Source organism: Gordonia amicalis (assembly GCF_022059885.1).
Taxonomy (GTDB): Bacteria; Actinomycetota; Actinomycetes; order Mycobacteriales; family Mycobacteriaceae; genus Gordonia; species Gordonia amicalis.
Genome location: NZ_CP091855.1, coordinates 5124360 through 5140831, shown reverse-complemented (window position 1 = coordinate 5140831; position 16472 = coordinate 5124360). Strand labels below are relative to the sequence as shown.

13 protein-coding genes are annotated in these 16472 nt (G+C 67.5%); 10 read left to right on the top strand and 3 right to left on the bottom strand.

From position 1 onward, the window contains the following. Window positions 1-3: 3 nt before the first annotated feature. Genes kdpA through IHQ52_RS23455 form a run of 6 tightly spaced genes read left to right on the top strand, consistent with a single transcriptional unit; the run spans window position 4 to window position 8840 of the window. Complete coding sequence (gene kdpA, locus IHQ52_RS23480; protein ID WP_096274668.1) at window positions 4-1812, top strand: potassium-transporting ATPase subunit KdpA; 1809 nt, start codon at window positions 4-6, stop codon at window positions 1810-1812. Further along, entirely contained in the window at window positions 1809-3950 is a 2142-nt protein-coding gene (gene kdpB, locus IHQ52_RS23475; protein ID WP_420871213.1) for a potassium-transporting ATPase subunit KdpB, read from the top strand. The genes kdpA and kdpB overlap by 4 nt, the downstream gene beginning before the upstream one ends. 5 nt (window positions 3951-3955) lie before the next feature. Further along, a complete protein-coding gene (locus IHQ52_RS23470; protein WP_238064309.1) occupies window positions 3956-4591 on the top strand; it encodes a potassium-transporting ATPase subunit C in 636 nt (211 codons plus the stop codon). Window positions 4592-4610: 19 nt separating this feature from the next. Further along, on the top strand, window positions 4611-7196 hold the full coding sequence (locus IHQ52_RS23465; protein WP_232513025.1) for a sensor histidine kinase: 2586 nt from the start codon (window positions 4611-4613) through the stop codon (window positions 7194-7196). Further along, window positions 7193-7891 carry a response regulator gene (locus IHQ52_RS23460; protein ID WP_096274666.1) on the top strand — a complete coding sequence of 233 codons (699 nt, stop codon included), beginning with the start codon at window positions 7193-7195 and terminating at the stop codon, window positions 7889-7891. Before IHQ52_RS23465 ends, IHQ52_RS23460 begins: the two co-directional genes overlap by 4 nt. A gap of 13 nt (window positions 7892-7904) precedes the next feature. Beyond that, on the top strand, window positions 7905-8840 hold the full coding sequence (locus IHQ52_RS23455; RefSeq protein ID WP_238064016.1) for an aminoglycoside phosphotransferase family protein: 936 nt from the start codon (window positions 7905-7907) through the stop codon (window positions 8838-8840). Window positions 8841-8843: 3 nt separating this feature from the next. Here the strand turns inward: IHQ52_RS23455 and IHQ52_RS23450 are convergent, their stop codons facing one another. Continuing rightward, entirely contained in the window at window positions 8844-9569 is a 726-nt protein-coding gene (locus IHQ52_RS23450; protein WP_006438126.1) for a maleate cis-trans isomerase family protein, read from the bottom strand. Window positions 9570-9628: 59 nt separating this feature from the next. On the opposite strand from IHQ52_RS23450, the gene IHQ52_RS23445 reads away from it, so the two are divergent. From IHQ52_RS23445 to IHQ52_RS23430, 4 genes are all read left to right on the top strand, one after another. Continuing rightward, window positions 9629-11035, top strand: a complete 1407-nt coding sequence (locus IHQ52_RS23445) for an amidase (RefSeq protein WP_006438125.1) — start codon at window positions 9629-9631, stop codon at window positions 11033-11035. Continuing rightward, the gene (locus tag IHQ52_RS23440) at window positions 11032-11544 is read left to right on the top strand and encodes a DUF3830 family protein (protein ID WP_238064015.1); all 513 of its coding nucleotides are present in this window, start codon (window positions 11032-11034) and stop codon (window positions 11542-11544) included. Before IHQ52_RS23445 ends, IHQ52_RS23440 begins: the two co-directional genes overlap by 4 nt. 10 nt (window positions 11545-11554) lie before the next feature. Next, window positions 11555-12343 (top strand): GntR family transcriptional regulator, encoded by a 789-nt coding sequence (locus IHQ52_RS23435; protein ID WP_096274664.1) that lies wholly within the window; start codon window positions 11555-11557, stop codon window positions 12341-12343. A gap of 122 nt (window positions 12344-12465) precedes the next feature. Continuing rightward, the gene (locus IHQ52_RS23430) at window positions 12466-13860 is read left to right on the top strand and encodes an MFS transporter (protein WP_238064014.1); all 1395 of its coding nucleotides are present in this window, start codon (window positions 12466-12468) and stop codon (window positions 13858-13860) included. Between the two features lie 32 nt (window positions 13861-13892). On the opposite strand, the gene IHQ52_RS23425 is transcribed toward IHQ52_RS23430, so the two are convergent. Together IHQ52_RS23425 and IHQ52_RS23420 are read right to left on the bottom strand one after the other, a co-directional pair. Next, window positions 13893-15116, bottom strand: a complete 1224-nt coding sequence (locus IHQ52_RS23425) for a M20 family metallopeptidase (RefSeq protein ID WP_238064013.1) — start codon at window positions 15114-15116, stop codon at window positions 13893-13895. Next, on the bottom strand, window positions 15113-16354 hold the full coding sequence (locus tag IHQ52_RS23420) for an aminotransferase-like domain-containing protein (RefSeq protein ID WP_159405268.1): 1242 nt from the start codon (window positions 16352-16354) through the stop codon (window positions 15113-15115). Before IHQ52_RS23420 ends, IHQ52_RS23425 begins: the two co-directional genes overlap by 4 nt. Window positions 16355-16472 lie beyond the last annotated feature (118 nt).

Below are 16472 nucleotides of genomic sequence, written 5' to 3'. Positions count from 1 at the left end.
GCGATGAGCACAACTGTTGCCGGGCTCCTGCAGGTCGGGACGCTCGTCGTGATCCTGGCCGCCGTCTACGTGCCGCTGGGCGATCACATGGCGCGCGTGTACACCGGCGAACGAGACCTCGGCGTCGAGCGTCTCCTCTATCGACTTGCCCGCGTCGATCCGCGTAAGCAACAGTCCTGGGTGGGCTATGTCCTTGCCGTACTGGGATTCTCGGCGGTCTGCTTCGTGGTCCTCTACGCGATCCAGAGGATGCAGGGAGCGCTTCCGCTGTCCGACGGCAAGTCCGGTGTGTCTCCGGCGATGGCGTTCAACACTGCGATCTCCTTCGTCACCAACACCAACTGGCAGTCGTACTCACCCGAGATCGTGATGACCAACCTGACCCAGATGGCGGGACTGGCGGTACAGAACTTCGTCTCCGCCGCGGTCGGGATGGCCGTTGCCGTCGCGCTCGTCCGCGGGATCGTCAACCGCCGGGCCACCGGTGAGATCGGGAACTTCTGGGTGGATCTCGTACGCGGGGTGATCCGGATCCTGTTGCCGCTGAGCATCATCGTGGCGACGTTGCTGCTGAGTCAGGGGGTTGTGCAGTCCTGGCACAGCGGATTCGTGTGGACGACGACGGATGGTGCAGAGGTGCGCAGTGTCATCGGCCCGTTCGCTTCCCAGGAGGCGATCAAAGAACTCGGTACCAACGGCGGCGGGACATTGTCGGCGAACTCGGCGCACCCGTTCTCCAATCCCACGCCGTTCTCGAATCTGGTCGAGATCTTCGCGCTGCTGGTGATCCCGGTCTGTCTCACCCGGACCTACGGAACCCTCGTCCGGGACCGGCGCCAGGGACTGACCCTTCTCGGTGTGATGGCAGGGATCTGGACGATCATGCTCACCGCCGTATGGATCTTCGAGAGTCACCCGTCCGGGGCGGCGTCCCACGCGGCGGGCGCCATGATGGAAGGCAAAGAGGTGCGCTTCGGGATTCCGGGTTCGGCGCTGTTCGCGGTGTCGACGACCGGGACCTCGACCGGTGCCGTCAACTCCGCGCACGACAGTTTCTCCGCGGGCGGTGGAGGCGCGGTCCTGTGGAACATGCTCCTCGGCGAGGTCGCGCCCGGTGGGGTCGGATCGGGACTGTACGGAATCCTGGTGATGGCGATGATCACCGTCTTCATCGGTGGACTTCTGGTCGGCCGGTCGCCGACGTTCCTCGGAAAGCGGATCGGTCAGCCCGAGATGACAACGACGGCGCTCTATGTCCTCGTCATGCCGGCACTCGTGCTCGCGGGTACGGCGATCTCGGTGATCCTGACGGCGACGGGGGAGGCGCAAGGGAACAGCGGCGAGCCGGGAACACCCGGTGCGATCCACGGTTTCAGCGAGGTTCTCTACGCCTACGCGTCGGCGGCCAACAACAACGGCAGTGCCTTCGGCGGGCTCACGGTGACCGATGACTGGTTCCAGGCCTCCCTGGGCGTGACGATGCTGCTGGGTCGGTTCGTGCCGATCGTGCTCGTGCTCGCCCTCGCGGGCCTTCTCGCCCGGCAGCGTCCGCGCGGCCCAGTCGACGAGAGCGCAGCCGAGAGCACCGGTGTCACCGGAACCGGCCCCACCGGCGTCGCGGGACCCGGTCGCGGGCGCGCCGTGCTGGAGGCCACGTCGGCCGAACCGGTCGCACGTCCGGAGGCGCTCTCCGCCCTGCCCACGCACGGTTTCCTCTACGGGTCCCTACTCATGGCGACCATCGTGCTGGTCGCCGGACTCACCTTCTTCCCGGCCATGGCGCTGGGACCGATCGCGGAGGCGCTGCTGTGACCACACGACTGATCGACACCGACCGAGGCGCCTCCCGCGCCGAACGCGACCCGCGCCACGAACCGGAACTGGTGTCCCGCGGCGCTTTCGACCTCCGCTCACTCGTGACGTCGATGCCCCTGGCCCTGCGGAAACTGAACCCTCGTGATCAGGCACGTAACCCGGTGATGTTCGTGGTGTTCCTCGGCGCTGCCGTGACCACCGTCCTGGCGATCCTGCGCCCGTCCTGGTTCAGCTGGACCGTTGCGGCCTGGTTGTGGTTCACCGTCGTCTTCGCCGCGCTCGCCGAGGCCGTGGCCGAGGGGAGAGGGCGGGCGCAGGCCGAGAGCCTGCGAAAGATCAAGCGTGACACCGTGGCCCGTCGGTTACGAGATGGTCGGTTGGGAGACGGGGGCGTCATCGACGAGGTGCTCGGTGGTGCGTTGCGCGTCGGCGACCTCATCGTGGTGGAGGCCGGAGAGGTCATCGCCGGCGACGGGGATGTGGTCGACGGCATCGCGACCGTCGACGAATCGGCGATCACGGGTGAGTCGGCTCCCGTCGTCCGGGAGTCCGGAGGAGACCGGTCCGCGGTCACCGGCGGCACCGTCGTGCTCTCCGACCGGATCATCGTCAAGATCACGACGGCACCGGGCGAGACCTTCGTCGACCGCATGATCGCGCTGGTCGAAGGTGCGGACCGCAAGAAGACGCCCAACGAGATCGCACTCGACATTCTGCTGACGAGCCTGACGATCATCTTCCTGCTGGCGGTGGTGGCGGTCGGACCCATGCAGCAGTACGCGGGTCGGTCGCCGGACCCGGTCGGACTGATCGCGCTGCTGGTCTGCCTCATCCCGACCACCATCGGCGCGCTGCTCAGCTCGATCGGCATCGCGGGGATGGATCGGCTCGTCCAGCGCAACGTGCTCGCGATGTCGGGCCGGGCGGTCGAGGCCGCCGGGGACATCGACACCTTGCTGATGGACAAGACGGGGACCATCACCTACGGCAACCGCCGAGCCACCGCGCTGCACCCGGCCCCGGGCGTGCCCGTCGACGAACTGGCGCGGGTGGCCTCGGAGTGCAGTCTTGCCGACGACACTCCCGAGGGGCGGAGCATCGTCGAGTTGTGCCGGACCTCGTACGGGGTGGAACCGGTCGCGGAGGCCCCGACCGTCGGCGCGACGCGCCGCGCGGTGGTCGCCTTCACCGCCCAGACCCGCATGAGCGGCGTGGACCTGCACGACGCCGAGGCGACGGTGGTGTACCGCAAGGGAGCGGCCGACGCACTCGGACGCTGGGTCGCCGACTCGGCGGGAACAGTGGAACCGGCGGTCCTCGCGGACGTGGAGCGCATCTCCACCGACGGCGGTACTCCGCTCCTGGTCGGGGTGCACGAGGCGGGCCACCCCGCCCGCGTGCTCGGAGTGATCGCGTTGTCCGACGTGGTGAAGCCGGGGATGACCGCGCGATTCGCCCAGTTGCGCTCGATGGGCATCCGTACGGTCATGGTCACCGGCGACAACCCGCTCACCGCGCGCGCCATCGCGGCCGTGGCCGGGGTCGACGACTTCGTCGCCGAGGCCACCCCCGAGGACAAACTCGCCCTCATCCGTTCCGAGCAGCAGGCCGGACGCCTCGTCGCGATGACCGGAGACGGAACCAATGACGCACCCGCGCTCGCACAGGCCGACGTCGGGCTGGCGATGAACACGGGAACCTCGGCTGCAAAGGAGGCCGGCAACATGGTCGACCTCGACTCCGACCCCACCAAGCTCATCGAGGTGGTCGCGATCGGCAAGCAACTGCTCATCACCCGCGGGGCTCTCACCACCTTCTCGCTCGCCAACGACCTCGCGAAATACTTCGCGATCCTCCCGGCGATGTTCACCGCCGTCCACCCGCAGCTCGACGCCCTCAACATCATGCGTCTGCACTCGGCGGAGTCGGCGATGGTCTCGGCGGTGATCTTCAATGCGCTGATCATCGTCGCGCTCATCCCCCTCTCGTTACGGGGAGTGCGATATCGCCCGTCGTCGGCCTCGAAGCTGCTGGGGCGCAATCTGCTCGTGTACGGCCTGGGTGGCGTGCTCGCCCCCTTCGTCGGCATCTGGCTGATAGATCACGTAGTCCGTTTCCTTCCCGGGATGGGGTGAGCAAGATGAAGATGATCGTGACCGGTCTGCTCCGGCAAAGCGTCGCAGCACTGGGGATGCTCCTCGGGCTCACACTCATCCTCGGATTCGCCTATCCCGCCGCGGTGTGGGCGATCTCGCGGGTCGACTCGTCGAGTGCCGAGGGTTCCCGTCTCGTCGATGCCTCCGGATGTGTGGTGGGCTCGTCGCTCATCGGACTCGATCCACAGGTGCCGGCGGGCGGGCCGGACCCATATCTCCACGCGCGTGTCCTCGGTGCCGAGGGCGCGCCGATGGTCACCGGGGATCCCTCCGCGTCGGCGGCGAGCAATCAGGGTCCGAACAGCGTGATCCTCCTCGACAACATCGAGGATCGACGGGCGTTCATCGCCGACCGGGAGGGGGTGGCGCCGCAGGCGGTTCCGGCCGACGCCCTCACCGGATCGGGGTCAGGGCTCGACCCCCACATCAGTCCGGCATATGCCGAACTACAGGTGCCGCGACTGGCACGCGAGAATCGCCTCTCGCCGGAGGTGATCCGCTCGCTCATCGCCGCCCACACACAGGGCAGACAGTGGGGGTTCCTCGGGGAGCCCAGTGTCGACGTCCCGTCGGTGAATCTGGCGCTCGGTCACGGGCCGGCCACGTGTCACACCCGTTGACCGGCGATAGAATCGGCGGATGACCTCAGCGGCGGGACCGGTGACTTCGCCGGTCACGACACCGCAGGCGGCTTCGCGCCGGCGCTCGGACGGGCGAGGCAAACTGCAGGTCTTCCTCGGATGCGCGCCTGGTGTCGGGAAGACCTACGAGATGCTCGCGCAGGCCCGGAACCTTAGGGACGAAGGTGCCGACGTGGTGATCGCGGTCGTCGAATCACATGGGCGGCCGGCGACCGCGGCCCTCGTGGAGGGCCTGGAGGTGATCCCCAGGATCGCCCGCCCCTATCGGGGGTCGACATTCGACGAGATGGACCTCGACGCCGTCCTGGCGCGCCATCCGCAAGTGGCGCTGGTCGACGAACTCGCCCACACCAACACTCCGGGATCTCGAAATGCCAAGCGTTGGCAGGACATCGAGGAGCTCCGTGACGCCGGTATCGACGTCTGCTCGACCGTCAACATCCAGCACCTCGCCAGCCTGAACGACGTCATCGCCCAGATCACCGGCGTCGTGCAGAGGGAGACGGTGCCCGACGACGTCGTTCGCGGCGCCGACCAGATCGAGCTCGTCGACATCGACCCGCAGGCGCTACGGCAGCGCCTGTCCGCGGGCAAGGTCTACCCGAGCAGCCGGGTCGACGGGGCACTGGGCAACTACTTCCGACAGGGAAATCTCACCGCGCTGCGCGAGCTGGCGTTGCTGTGGCTGGCCGACCAGGTCGACGACAAACTCGCCGATTATCGTGCGGCGCACTCGATCACCGACACCTGGGAAGCCCGCGAGCGAGTCGTGGTGGCGATCACCGGCGGGCCGGAGTCGCCCACCCTGCTGCGTCGTGCGAGTCGTATCGCGTCGCGATCGAGCGCGGAATTACTGGCCGTGCATGTGGTCCGGGGAGACGGCCTGAGTGATCACGGCGTCGATCTCACCGCACTCAGAGAGCTCGCCGCCGGGTTCGGTGCGCGGATCCACACGGTGGTCGGTGACGACATCCCGGCCACCCTGCTGGAGTTCGCACGCGGGGTCAACGCAACGCAATTGGTCCTGGGTACGTCCCGACGGCCGCGCTGGCAGCGGATCTTCGACGAAGGTGTCGGGGCAACGGTCGTGAGCGGCAGCGGGCGCATCGACGTGCACATGGTCACGCACGACGAGACGCCACGACGACATCGACTCGACGTCCGCGACACCAGGTTCCATCGGCCGCTGAGCTGGATCCTCGCGGTGCTCGTGCCGCTGCTGGCGACCGGTGTGTTGCGGCTGCTCGATCCGTGGCTCGGGTTCACCAGCCAGTCGGCGCTGTTCTTCGTGTCGGTCCTCGCGGTGTCGATGCTCGGAGGTATCGCGCCCGCGGCATTGTCGGCGGTGGTCTCCGGTCTGCTGTTGAACTACTTCTTCACCGATCCCCGATTCACGTTCACCATCGATCAACCGGACAACCTGATCACCATCCTGGTGATGCTGCTGATCGCGACCGCCGTGGCCGCCCTGGTCGATTCGGCGACCGTACGGCGCGCCCAGGCGCGGGACGCCACGCGCGAGGCGGAACTGCTCGCGATGTTCTCCAGCGTCGTGCTCGGCGGTGCCGATGTCCCCGGTCTGCTGGAACGGCTACGCGAGACCTACGACCAGTCGGCCGTCGCCCTGGTCCGTCGTACATCGAAAACCTCTCGGACAGTGGAGGCCTGGGTCGGCGACCGCCCGCTGAACGGTCCGGACGAGGCGGACACGACGTGTTCGGTACCGGGTGAACAGTTCGAGCTGCTGCTCCGCGGGCCGAGACTCGGCGCGCGGGACCGGCGGGTGCTGGCCGCGGTCGCCGGGCAGGCGGCAGGTGCGGTCGAGCGGCACGCGCTGGAGGTCGAGGCGGCCTCCGCCGAGGCCCTGGCCCGGACCGACGAACTCAGGCGTGCGTTGCTGTCCGCGGTCGGCCACGACCTCCGCACACCGCTCGCGGCGGCCAAGGCCGCGGTGTCCAGTCTGCGCAGCGATGACGTCACCTTCAGTCCCGACGACACCGCGGAACTGCTGGCGACGGTGGACGAGTCGGTCGACCACCTGGCGGGACTCGTCGGCAATCTGCTCGACTCCTCCCGTCTCGCCGCGGGCGCCGTACGCCCCCAGATGCAGCACACGTTCCTGCCCGAGGTCGTGCACCGCGCCGCCGCCGGGGTGCAACGGCTCAACCCGGACCTCGTACTGACGATCGACCTCGGCCAGGCATGGGCATACACCGACCCGGGTCTGCTGGAACGTGCCCTCGCAAATCTCATCGACAACGCCCACCGGCACGGCGGGCCCGACGTCGAGATCACCGTCAGCGGAACCGGTGACGACCCGCCGCGCTGCGTGATCCGCGTCGTCGATCACGGGCCGGGACTGCCCACCACCGACCGCGAGCAGGTGTTCGCGGCGTTCCACCAGGGCGGCGACACCGCGGGCGCATCGTCCGGCGTGGGGCTGGGGTTGCCCGTGGCGCACGGGTTCATCACGGCGATCGGAGGAGAGTTGTCCACCGCGGACACTCCCGGCGGCGGGGCCACACTGGTCGTGAATCTGCCTACCGTGGCGGACATTCCCAGGTCGGAGGAGGGCGCCCGGTGAACGCCGACAAGAGCCGCGTCCTCGTGGTCGACGACGAGCCGCAACTGCTGCGCGCGTTGCGGATCAATCTGAATGCGCGCGGTTTCGCGGTCTCCACGGCGGCGACCGGGGCGGCGGCCCTGTCCGCGGCTGCGCGGTTCAACCCGGACGTCGTCGTCCTGGACCTCGGTCTTCCCGACATCGACGGGTTGACGGTTCTCGAGGGTCTGCGCGGGTGGACGACCGTTCCGGTCATCGTGCTCTCGGCGCGGACCGACGCGGCGGACAAGGTGGTGGCGCTCGACTCGGGGGCCGATGACTACGTCACGAAACCCTTCGGGATGGAGGAGTTCCTGGCCCGGCTGCGTGCCGCGCTGCGTCGGGGCGCGGTATCGGGGGCGACGACGGAATCGCCGGTGGTGGACGCCGGCGCGTTTGTCGTCGACCTCGGTGCGAAACAGGTGATCCGAGAGCAGGAGCCGGTCCATCTGACACCGACGGAGTGGGGAATCCTGGAGATGCTGGTCCGCCACGAAGGAAAGCTGGTGTCCCAGAGCGACATCCTGAACTCGGTCTGGGGTCCCGGATACCTCGGGCAGAGCAACTATCTACGCGTCTACCTGGCGAGTCTCCGACGGAAACTCGAAGTGGACCCGGCACATCCGCGTCACCTGATCACCGAGGCGGGAATGGGCTACCGCTTCCTGCGTTCATGATCTGCGTGCGCTCATGATCGGTGCGGCCGACATTCCGCCGGGCCTCGCGGCGCAAGCGGCGCTGGGGCCCGCCTGGGAAGACTGGCTTCGCCGGTTGCCCGCAACGGCATCGGCGCTTCTCGACGACTGGGAACTCTGTCGTGACGGCGCCGAGCTGTGGCACGGGTCCGAGTCGCTCGTGATCCCGGTGACCGACCGGGACGGCCGTCGATCCGTTCTGAAGATCGCCTTCGACGGCGACGACGAGGGTGCCCAGGAAGCACTGGGACTGCAGCACTGGGCGGGACGGGGTGCGGTGCGCATGCTGCGTGCCGACCCGCGGCTTCGGGCGCTGCTCCTCGAACGGCTCGAGCGGACGGACCTCACCTCGATCGGCGACGACGAGGCGTGTCGCGTGGTGGCAGGGCTGTACGGCGTCCTGCACATACCGGCACCCGGTCGGATGGCGCGTCTCACCACGCGCCTGGAGCGTTCGCTCGCCGGGTTGCAGTCCATGCCGCGTGACGCGCCGGTTCCGAGACGGTTTGTGGAACAGGCGCTTTCGCTCGGAAAGGACTTTCTCTCCGACGATTCCACGGTCGGTGTCGTCGTGCACGGCGACCTTCACCACGAGAACGTGCTGGCGGCTCCGTCCGGCGCGCGCCGCTGGCTGGTGATCGATCCCAAGCCGATGTCGGGGGATCCGCACTACGAACCCGCCCCGATGCTGTGGAATCGTCTCGACCTCCGAAAAGGCGATCCGCGGTACGTGATCCGGTCGCGCTTCTACACGGTCGTCGACGTCGCCGGCCTCGACCCGGACCGGGCGCGCGACTGGGTGATCATCCGGATGATCCTGAACGCGCACTGGGCGATCGAGGACGCGGAGAAGGCGGCGCGTGCCCTCACCGCCGACGACCGCGAGTGGATCACCACCTGCATCACGGTGGCCAAGGCCGTCCTCGACTGACCCTCACCGAGCGAACAGTGTTCCCAGATCCGGTATGGCGGCGGTCATCCCGGCGAGCCGGAGGCCTTGCCAGGCGGTGACCTGGTTGGCCGTCAGGACCGGCTTCCCGAATTTCTCCTCGAGTCCGGTGATCCACATCGCGGTGTGCAGTGCGGTATCCGGGATCAGGATCGCCTCGGCGTCCGGGTGATCCGCGGCCGCGATCATGTCGAAGAGGCCGTCGCCGTCGAGGATGCCGGCCTCGGCGGCGGTCTCGATGTCGTTGGCGCGCAGGCAGACGACCTCGATGCCGCCGTCGGCGAGGAATCCGATGAAGCGTGACGCCAGGGGATCGGGATAGGTGGCGGCGATCGCAACCCGCGACAGTCCGAGGTGACGGCACGCATCGACGAAGGCCAGGGAGGTCGACGACGCGGGCCGGTCGGCAAGCGCGGCGATGTCGGCGACCTGGCGTCGGGCGCCGTCGAGACCGAAGACGAAGCTTCCGGACGTGCACGCCCACATCACCGACGCCGGCTGATCCGCCTGGGCCCGACGCACGCCCTCGGCGAGACGGTCCTGTTCGCCGACGGCGGCCATCGCGTCGACGGTGTGGTCGTCGGATTCGATCTCGGTGATGGTCACCGGCAGTCGGACCGCCACACCCGCGGCCACGAGCACCGATTCGATCAACTCGTAGTCGTCCTCGGCGGCGTGGCCGGGATACAGCATCGCGACGGTGGTTGTCACTCGCACACCTCCCAGGTAGATTGTCAACAATCTACCAATCGCGACCGACGAGGGGGCGCATGTCGGACACGGCACGCTGGCTCAGCGCGATCGAACTGGCCGAGGCCTACCGTACGGGTGAGCTGACGCCCGAGGCGGTGGCGGTCGAGTTGCTCGACGCCGTCGACGAGGTCGACCCGTCCGTCAACGCATTCTGCCTCGTCGATCGGGACTCGACCCTCGCCGCAGCTCGGGCGAGCACCGCGCGGTTTCGTGCGGGAACGCCTCTGGGGCCGCTCGACGGTGTGCCCGTCACCATCAAGGACCTGTTGCTCACCAGCGGCTGGCCGACGCTGCGCGGCTCGCTGATGATCGAGCCGGATCAGATGGTCTGGGACACCGATGCCCCCGCGGTGGCGCGACTTCGCGAGGCCGGCGCGGTGATGCTGGGCAAGGTCACCACGCCGGAGTTCGGCTGGAAGGGTGTCACCGACAGCCCACGCACCGGGATCACCCGTAACCCGTGGAACGCATCGCGGACATCCGGTGGGTCGAGCGGCGGTAGTGCCGCGGCGCTGGCGGCCGGACTGGGTCCGCTGTCGGTGGGCACCGACGGTGGGGGATCGATCCGCATACCGGCGGCCTACTGCGGGGTGGTCGGATTCAAGGCGACGCTCGGACGGGTGCCGATGTATCCGCCGAGCCCGTTCGCCCCGGTCGCACACGTCGGTCCGATGACGAGGACGGTCGGGGACTGTGCGCTGCTCCTCGACGTCCTGAGCGGGCACGATCCGCGGGACTGGTCGGCACTGGCGACCCCGACCGATAGCGCCGCCGCCGCGATCGCCGACGTCCGGGATCTCTCCGATGTGCGAATCGGTTACAGTGCCGATCTCGGCTTCGGATCGAATGACCCTGGCGTGCAGGCAAATACGGACCGCGTCGTATCGGTGCTCGAACAGCTCGGCGCGACGGTGGAGAAGGTCGATCTGGAGTGGGACGATCCCGCGTGGGCATATCACATCATCTGGTACGCGGGTGCCGAGGTGGTGGTGCGGGCACTCGGGCCGGCCGCGGAGGAGAAGGTCGATCCGCTGCTACTCGAGGCGCTCGAACGTCATCGGGACCTCACGGCCGGCGACCTCGTGAGCGCGAACGCCCTGCGCATGGAGATGGGGACCAGCATGGGCCTGTTCCACGAGGAGTTCGATGTCCTTGTCGCACCGTCGATGCCCGGGGTCGCCTTCGAGGCGGGACGAACCGTGCCCGAGGGGTCGGCGTCGCCGGACTGGACGTCGTGGACGCCGTACACCTATCCGTTCAACCTCACCGGGCAGCCGGCCGTCACCGTGCCCAGTGGATTCGTCGACGGTCTGCCGACCGGAGCGCAGTTCGTCGCTGCGCGACACCGTGATACGACCGTGCTGCGGGTCGCCGCCGCCTACGAGGCGGCCGCCGGCTTCACGATGTTGGGGGATCGTCCGTGACCGAACGCGCCGACCGATTCATCACCGTGACACTCGAGAAGCGCGGAGTGACGGCGGTGGCGCGGATGCTCGACGCCGAGGCGCCGCGGACGGCAGCGGCGGTGTGGAACGCGCTACCGCTGGGTGGCCAGGTCTTCCACGGCAAGTTCGCGCGCAATGAGATCTACACGCTGCTACCGGCATTCGCGCCGGTGGAACCGGGTGCCGAGAACACTACCATCACGCCGATTCCCGGTGACCTGTGCTACTTCACGTTCGACGGTGTGCTCGACAATCCGGCCTATGGCTACGACGTCGACACCGCCCCCTCCGAACACCGGTTGCTGATCGACCTGGCCGTGTTCTACGGCCGGAACAATCTGCTGGTCAACGGCGATGTCGGTTGGGTCCCCGGCAACGTCTTCGCCACGATCACCGAAGGGCTGAGAGAATTCGCGGCTGCGTGCAACGACGTCTGGATGGGCGGCGCGCGGGGTGAAACGCTGACCTATTCGCGCCTTTCGCGGTAAGAAAGAAGGAATGACGGTGACGATCAAGGTGGATGGGGACAACCCGGGCACGGACGGCCCGGGAGGTCGACGAACCGTGTCTCACCAGGGAAAACAGCCAGGTTCGACGCGCCGTCGTGTCCTCACCCCGTTGGTACAGGAGTCGACACCGGCGATCATCGCGCGTAAGTTGCACAATGCCATTGCGAACGGTGACTTCCCGCCCGGGTCGCAGTTGACGGAGTCGGGTCTCGCCGCAGACCTGGGCGTCAGCCGCGGCCCGTTGCGTGAGGCGATGCAACGTCTCACCGCGGAGGGTCTGCTGGTCAGCCATCGCAACCGAGGCCTGTTCGTCGTCTCGATGGAGGACGACGACATCCGCGACATGTACGTCGCGCGTACGGCGGTGGAACGTGCTGCCGTGCAACAGGTCATCGCGCACCGCGAATCGGAGGCGGTGGCCGGGTTGAACGAGGCGGTGGAGGCCATGCGCGCGTTCGTAGACGAACCGAACGGCGCCGGGATGGCAGAGGCGGACATGGGATTTCACCAAACACTGGTGGAACTTGCGGAAAGCCGGCGGCTTTCGCGTCTCCACGAGACGATTCTCGTGGAGACACGAATGTGTCTGCGAGCCATGCGAGGAACATATTCATCGGGAAAGGAACGGATCGACGAACATCAGGCGTTGGTGGACGCCATCGCTGCGGGGGATTCTGCGAAGGCAGATGCACTGATGATCGAGCACATGGCCGACGGGCTGTGCCGATTGATCGGTGACGGCGACCACGCCGACGATCTCACCGCGTCCGGGAGCTGAGCGCTCGCGGTTCGAATGTCCACGGGTGGTGAAAGAGCCGCCACCGTGCACAGGGTCCACCGACACGGAGATGGCCTATCGAGGGGCGGCAGTACGGTCCCGACGACATTCAGGAAGCGCAGATGAGCGACACGACACCAGCGGATACTTATGAGCGGCTCGCCCCGGACCCGGAGTCACCCGAGGGCCGGAAACTACTCCACAAGGCCATCGGTGCCTCGGCCATCGGAAACGCCACCGAGTGGTACGACTACGGCGTCTACGCCGCGGCCTCGGCCTATCTGACCCAGGCGTTCTTCCCCGGTGATTTCGGAACCATCGGCACCATGCTGGGCTTTGCGGTCTCGTTCGTGCTGCGCCCGCTGGGCGGCATGATCTGGGGACCGATCGGCGACCGTATCGGCCGCAAATCGGTCCTCGCCATGACGATCCTGCTCATCTCGGGCGCGACTGCGCTCATCGGCCTGTTACCCACGCATGCGTCGATCGGTGCGTGGGCGCCCATCCTGTTGATCCTGCTCCGCGTGATCCAGGGCTTCTCGACCGGTGGTGAATACGGCGGGGCCGCAACATTCATGGCCGAGTATGCGCCGGACAACAAGCGCGGCAAGTACGGCTCCTTCCTCGAGTTCGGCACCCTCGCCGGTTTCTGTGGCGGCACCGCATTCGTCCTGCTTCTGCAGCTGGGGCTCACCGAGTCGCAGATGGACCAATGGGGCTGGCGCATCCCGTTCCTGTTCGCCCTGCCGATGGGCCTGATCGGCCTGTACCTGCGGTCGCAGATGGACGACACCCCGGTGTTCCAGGAACTGGAGCAGGAGAACGAGATCACGGGTACGGCGTGGACGCGCTTCAAGGATCTGATCGTCAACTATCGGCGACCGATCCTGACGATGTTCGGCATGGTCATCGCGCTCAACGTCGCCAACTACACGCTGCTGGCGTATCAGCCGACGTATCTCCAGAACACGATCAACCTGTCCGAGACCTCGGCGAGCGTCGTCAACCTGATCGGGCAGCTCGTGATGATGTTGCTCATCCCGTTCTTCGGCTGGTGGTCGGATTCGACCGGACGCAAGCCCATGTGGTGGGGATCGCTCACCGGACTGTTCGTCCTCGCCTTACCGCTGTACTGGCTCATGGGTCAGGGATTCGCCTGGGCCATAGTCGCATTCGTCATCCTGGGGGTGCTCTACATTCCACAGCTGGCCACCATCTCGGCGACCTTCCCGGCGATGTTCCCGACGCAGGTCCGGTATGCGGGCTTCGCGATCTCCTACAACGTCGCGACCGCCGCCTTCGGTGGTACGGCACCGCTGGTCAACGACGCCGTCGTCGAGAACACCGACTGGAACCTCTTCCCGGCTGCGTACATGATGGGGGCCTGCGCCATCGGCATGATCGCTCTCCTGTTCCTGAAGGAGACCGCGGGGTGCTCGATCCGCGGAACCGAGATCCCCAGCAAGGAGAACGACTTCCACGAGTTGCAGAAGATGCCGGCGGAGTCGAAGGCCTGACCTCGATACGGTCCTCGCCTGGGGGCTCGGACCTACTCGGCCGGCGGATGTAGCAACCTCAGCCCGGCGAGCGTGTACGCCTTTGCCGCAGTGACCAGATCTGCGATGGCGACCGACTCGTCGGGCTGATGTGCGTCGGTGTTGATGTTGCCCGGTCCCAGCACGATCGTCGGGATGCCCAGGTCGCGGCTGACGAAGCCGCCGTCGCAGGCGGCGCTCCATCCGCCGACGGAGGTCGCGGCCCCGGCATCGGTGACCGAGCCGACGGCGGCGCTGACGAGCGGATGGTCGGCGGCGGTTGCGAAACCCGGCATCTCCATGGTGACGCGGACATCGACGATGATGCCGTCGGTGTCGATCTTGCTGTCCCGGATGGTCTTTCGGAGATTTTCGGCGATGGCGAGCGGGTCCTCGTCGGGCATCAGGCGACGGTCGATGCCGAGTGAGCAGGTCGGCGCGACGACCGAGATGCCCTGGCCGCCGTGGATGGTGCCGACATTCCAGGTGCCGCAGCCGAGGAGATCGTCGAGGGTTTCGGCGAGGTGGTCGTGATCGGTGCGGATGATCTCGACGATCGCCGCCGCTGCGTCGATGGCATTGCGTCCGTCGGCCGGCCGGCCGGAGTGCGCGGCGCGCCCGGTCACCTCGATCTCGATGTACGACGCCCCCCGGCACCCGCGGACGATCTGCATGTCCGTCGGCTCGGCGACGATGCAACCGAGGAAGTCGTGATCGGCGGGTCGGCCGACGAAGTCACGCACGCCGATACCGTGCTCCTCCTCGTCGACCGTGCAGACCAGGCGCACAGGACCGGAGAGTTCGATGCCGAATTCCCGTGCCCGCGAGAGCACGGTCATGGCCGCCACGACGGATGCGATCCCGCCCTTCATGTCGGTGGTGCCGCGTCCGACGAGGCGTCCGTCACGAGTCCGCACGGTATACGGGTCGGCGGTCCAGTTGGGGCCGGCGGGCACGACGTCGGAGTGGCCGAGGAACATCAGTCCCGGTCCGTCGCCGCCGGGGAGGGTGGCGATCAGGTTGGGCCGCCCGACCGCGACCTCGTGGGTGTCGACGGCGAGCCCGAGGGCACGACACGCCTTTTCCAGGACCTCAACGGCCAAAGCCTCGGTGCCGCCCGGATTCTCACTCGGTGCCTCCACCAGCGCGGTGGTGAGCGCGGTGATCGCGGCCTCGTCGATCAGATCGACGAGCGACTGCTCGGTCGGACTCAGCTCAGGTTCGTGTTCACCGCTCACCGGGCCATCTTCTCAAGACTCGACGTGAGGCGTCGAATGCCTTCGTCGATCCGTTCCGGCGTGCTCGACGCGAAGCACAGGCGCATCGAGTTCCGGAACCGGCCGCCCGGCGACAGTGCCGGGCCCGGGATGAACGCGACGCCGTCGGCCAGTGCGATCTCGAACAGCTCGCGGGTGTCGATCTCGGCGAACTCCTCGCGCAGCGTGACCCACAGGAAGAAGCCACCCTCCGGGTCGGTGGTGACCACGCGGTCGCCGAGGTGACGCTCGATGGAGTCGAGCATGGCGTCCTTGCGTTCGCGATACAGCGAGCGAATGCCGGCGAGGTGGTCCTCGAGACCGCCGCGCGCGATGTACTCGGCGACGATGTGCTGGTTGGGCACGTTGGTGCAGGTGTCCATGGCCTGCTTGCCGTTGATGAGCAGCTGCCGCAGTGACGGGTCGGCGTCGACCCAGCCGACGCGCCACCCCGGCGCCAGGATCTTGGAGAAGGTCCGGACCGAGAAGATCAGGGGATCGCCGGGGCTCAGCGTCTGGAAGGTCGGGATGTCGGTGCCGGCGAAACGGAGCAGCCCGTACGGGTCGTCGTCGATGACCACCGCACCCCAGGTGTGCGCCAGGCGCAGCAGTTCGCGGCGTCGTTCCTCCGACATCGTGACGCCCGAGGGGTTCTGGAACGTGGGGATCGTGTAGATCGCCTTGGGGGTCTTGTGGGTGTGCGCGACCAGATCTGCGAGCTGATCGACCTGCATGCCGTCGTCGTCGACGGGCACCTCGAGGAGCTGGGCCCCGTAGGAGAGGGCGGTCGCGCTGCCGTTGGTGTAGGTCGGGGATTCGACGATGACGAGGTCGCCGGGATCGACGAAGAGCTTGCAGGCCAGGTCGAGGCCCTGCATGCCTCCGGTGGTGATCACCAGACGATCGTGGGTCGACGGGTCAGGTGTGGTCGCGAGGTAGTCGACGAGCAGTTGCAGCAGCCGGGGCTCGCCCTCGGTGGCGCCATAGGTGAACGACGTGTGATCCAGGATCTCGCCGGCGATCTGCCGGAACTCGTCGGCGGGAACGGCCTCGTCGGCCGGGGAGCCCATCGCGAAGCGCACGATGTCGTGGGACTGTGCGGCCAGCAGTGAGGTCGACGAGTCGATCATCGACCCGACCAGATCCTTCGTCCGCCCGGCAAGGGGGAGCGTGGGACCGGAATGACGCACGTCGTTCACGGTTTCGGTCGTTGTGGTCATGTCATGCACCTCGTCTCACCAGGCCTTCGTGGCTCGTCGCTTGCGCTCCTCGCACCTCAGGCAGCGGTTGGGTTGTCGTGCGGTTCTCGTATGTCGGGCAGCGGTTGGGTTGTCGTGC

Coding starts and splice junctions, on each gene's coding strand:
- kdpA (WP_096274668.1), top strand. CDS start 4: ATGAGCACAACTGTTGCCGGGCTCCTGCAGGTCGGGACGCTCGTCGTG.
- IHQ52_RS23470 (WP_238064309.1), top strand. CDS start 3,956: ATGAAGATGATCGTGACCGGTCTGCTCCGGCAAAGCGTCGCAGCACTG.
- IHQ52_RS23465 (WP_232513025.1), top strand. CDS start 4,611: ATGACCTCAGCGGCGGGACCGGTGACTTCGCCGGTCACGACACCGCAG.
- IHQ52_RS23455 (WP_238064016.1), top strand. CDS start 7,905: ATGATCGGTGCGGCCGACATTCCGCCGGGCCTCGCGGCGCAAGCGGCG.
- IHQ52_RS23445 (WP_006438125.1), top strand. CDS start 9,629: ATGTCGGACACGGCACGCTGGCTCAGCGCGATCGAACTGGCCGAGGCC.
- IHQ52_RS23435 (WP_096274664.1), top strand. CDS start 11,555: ATGACGGTGACGATCAAGGTGGATGGGGACAACCCGGGCACGGACGGC.
- IHQ52_RS23430 (WP_238064014.1), top strand. CDS start 12,466: ATGAGCGACACGACACCAGCGGATACTTATGAGCGGCTCGCCCCGGAC.
- IHQ52_RS23420 (WP_159405268.1), bottom strand. CDS start 16,354: ATGACCACAACGACCGAAACCGTGAACGACGTGCGTCATTCCGGTCCC.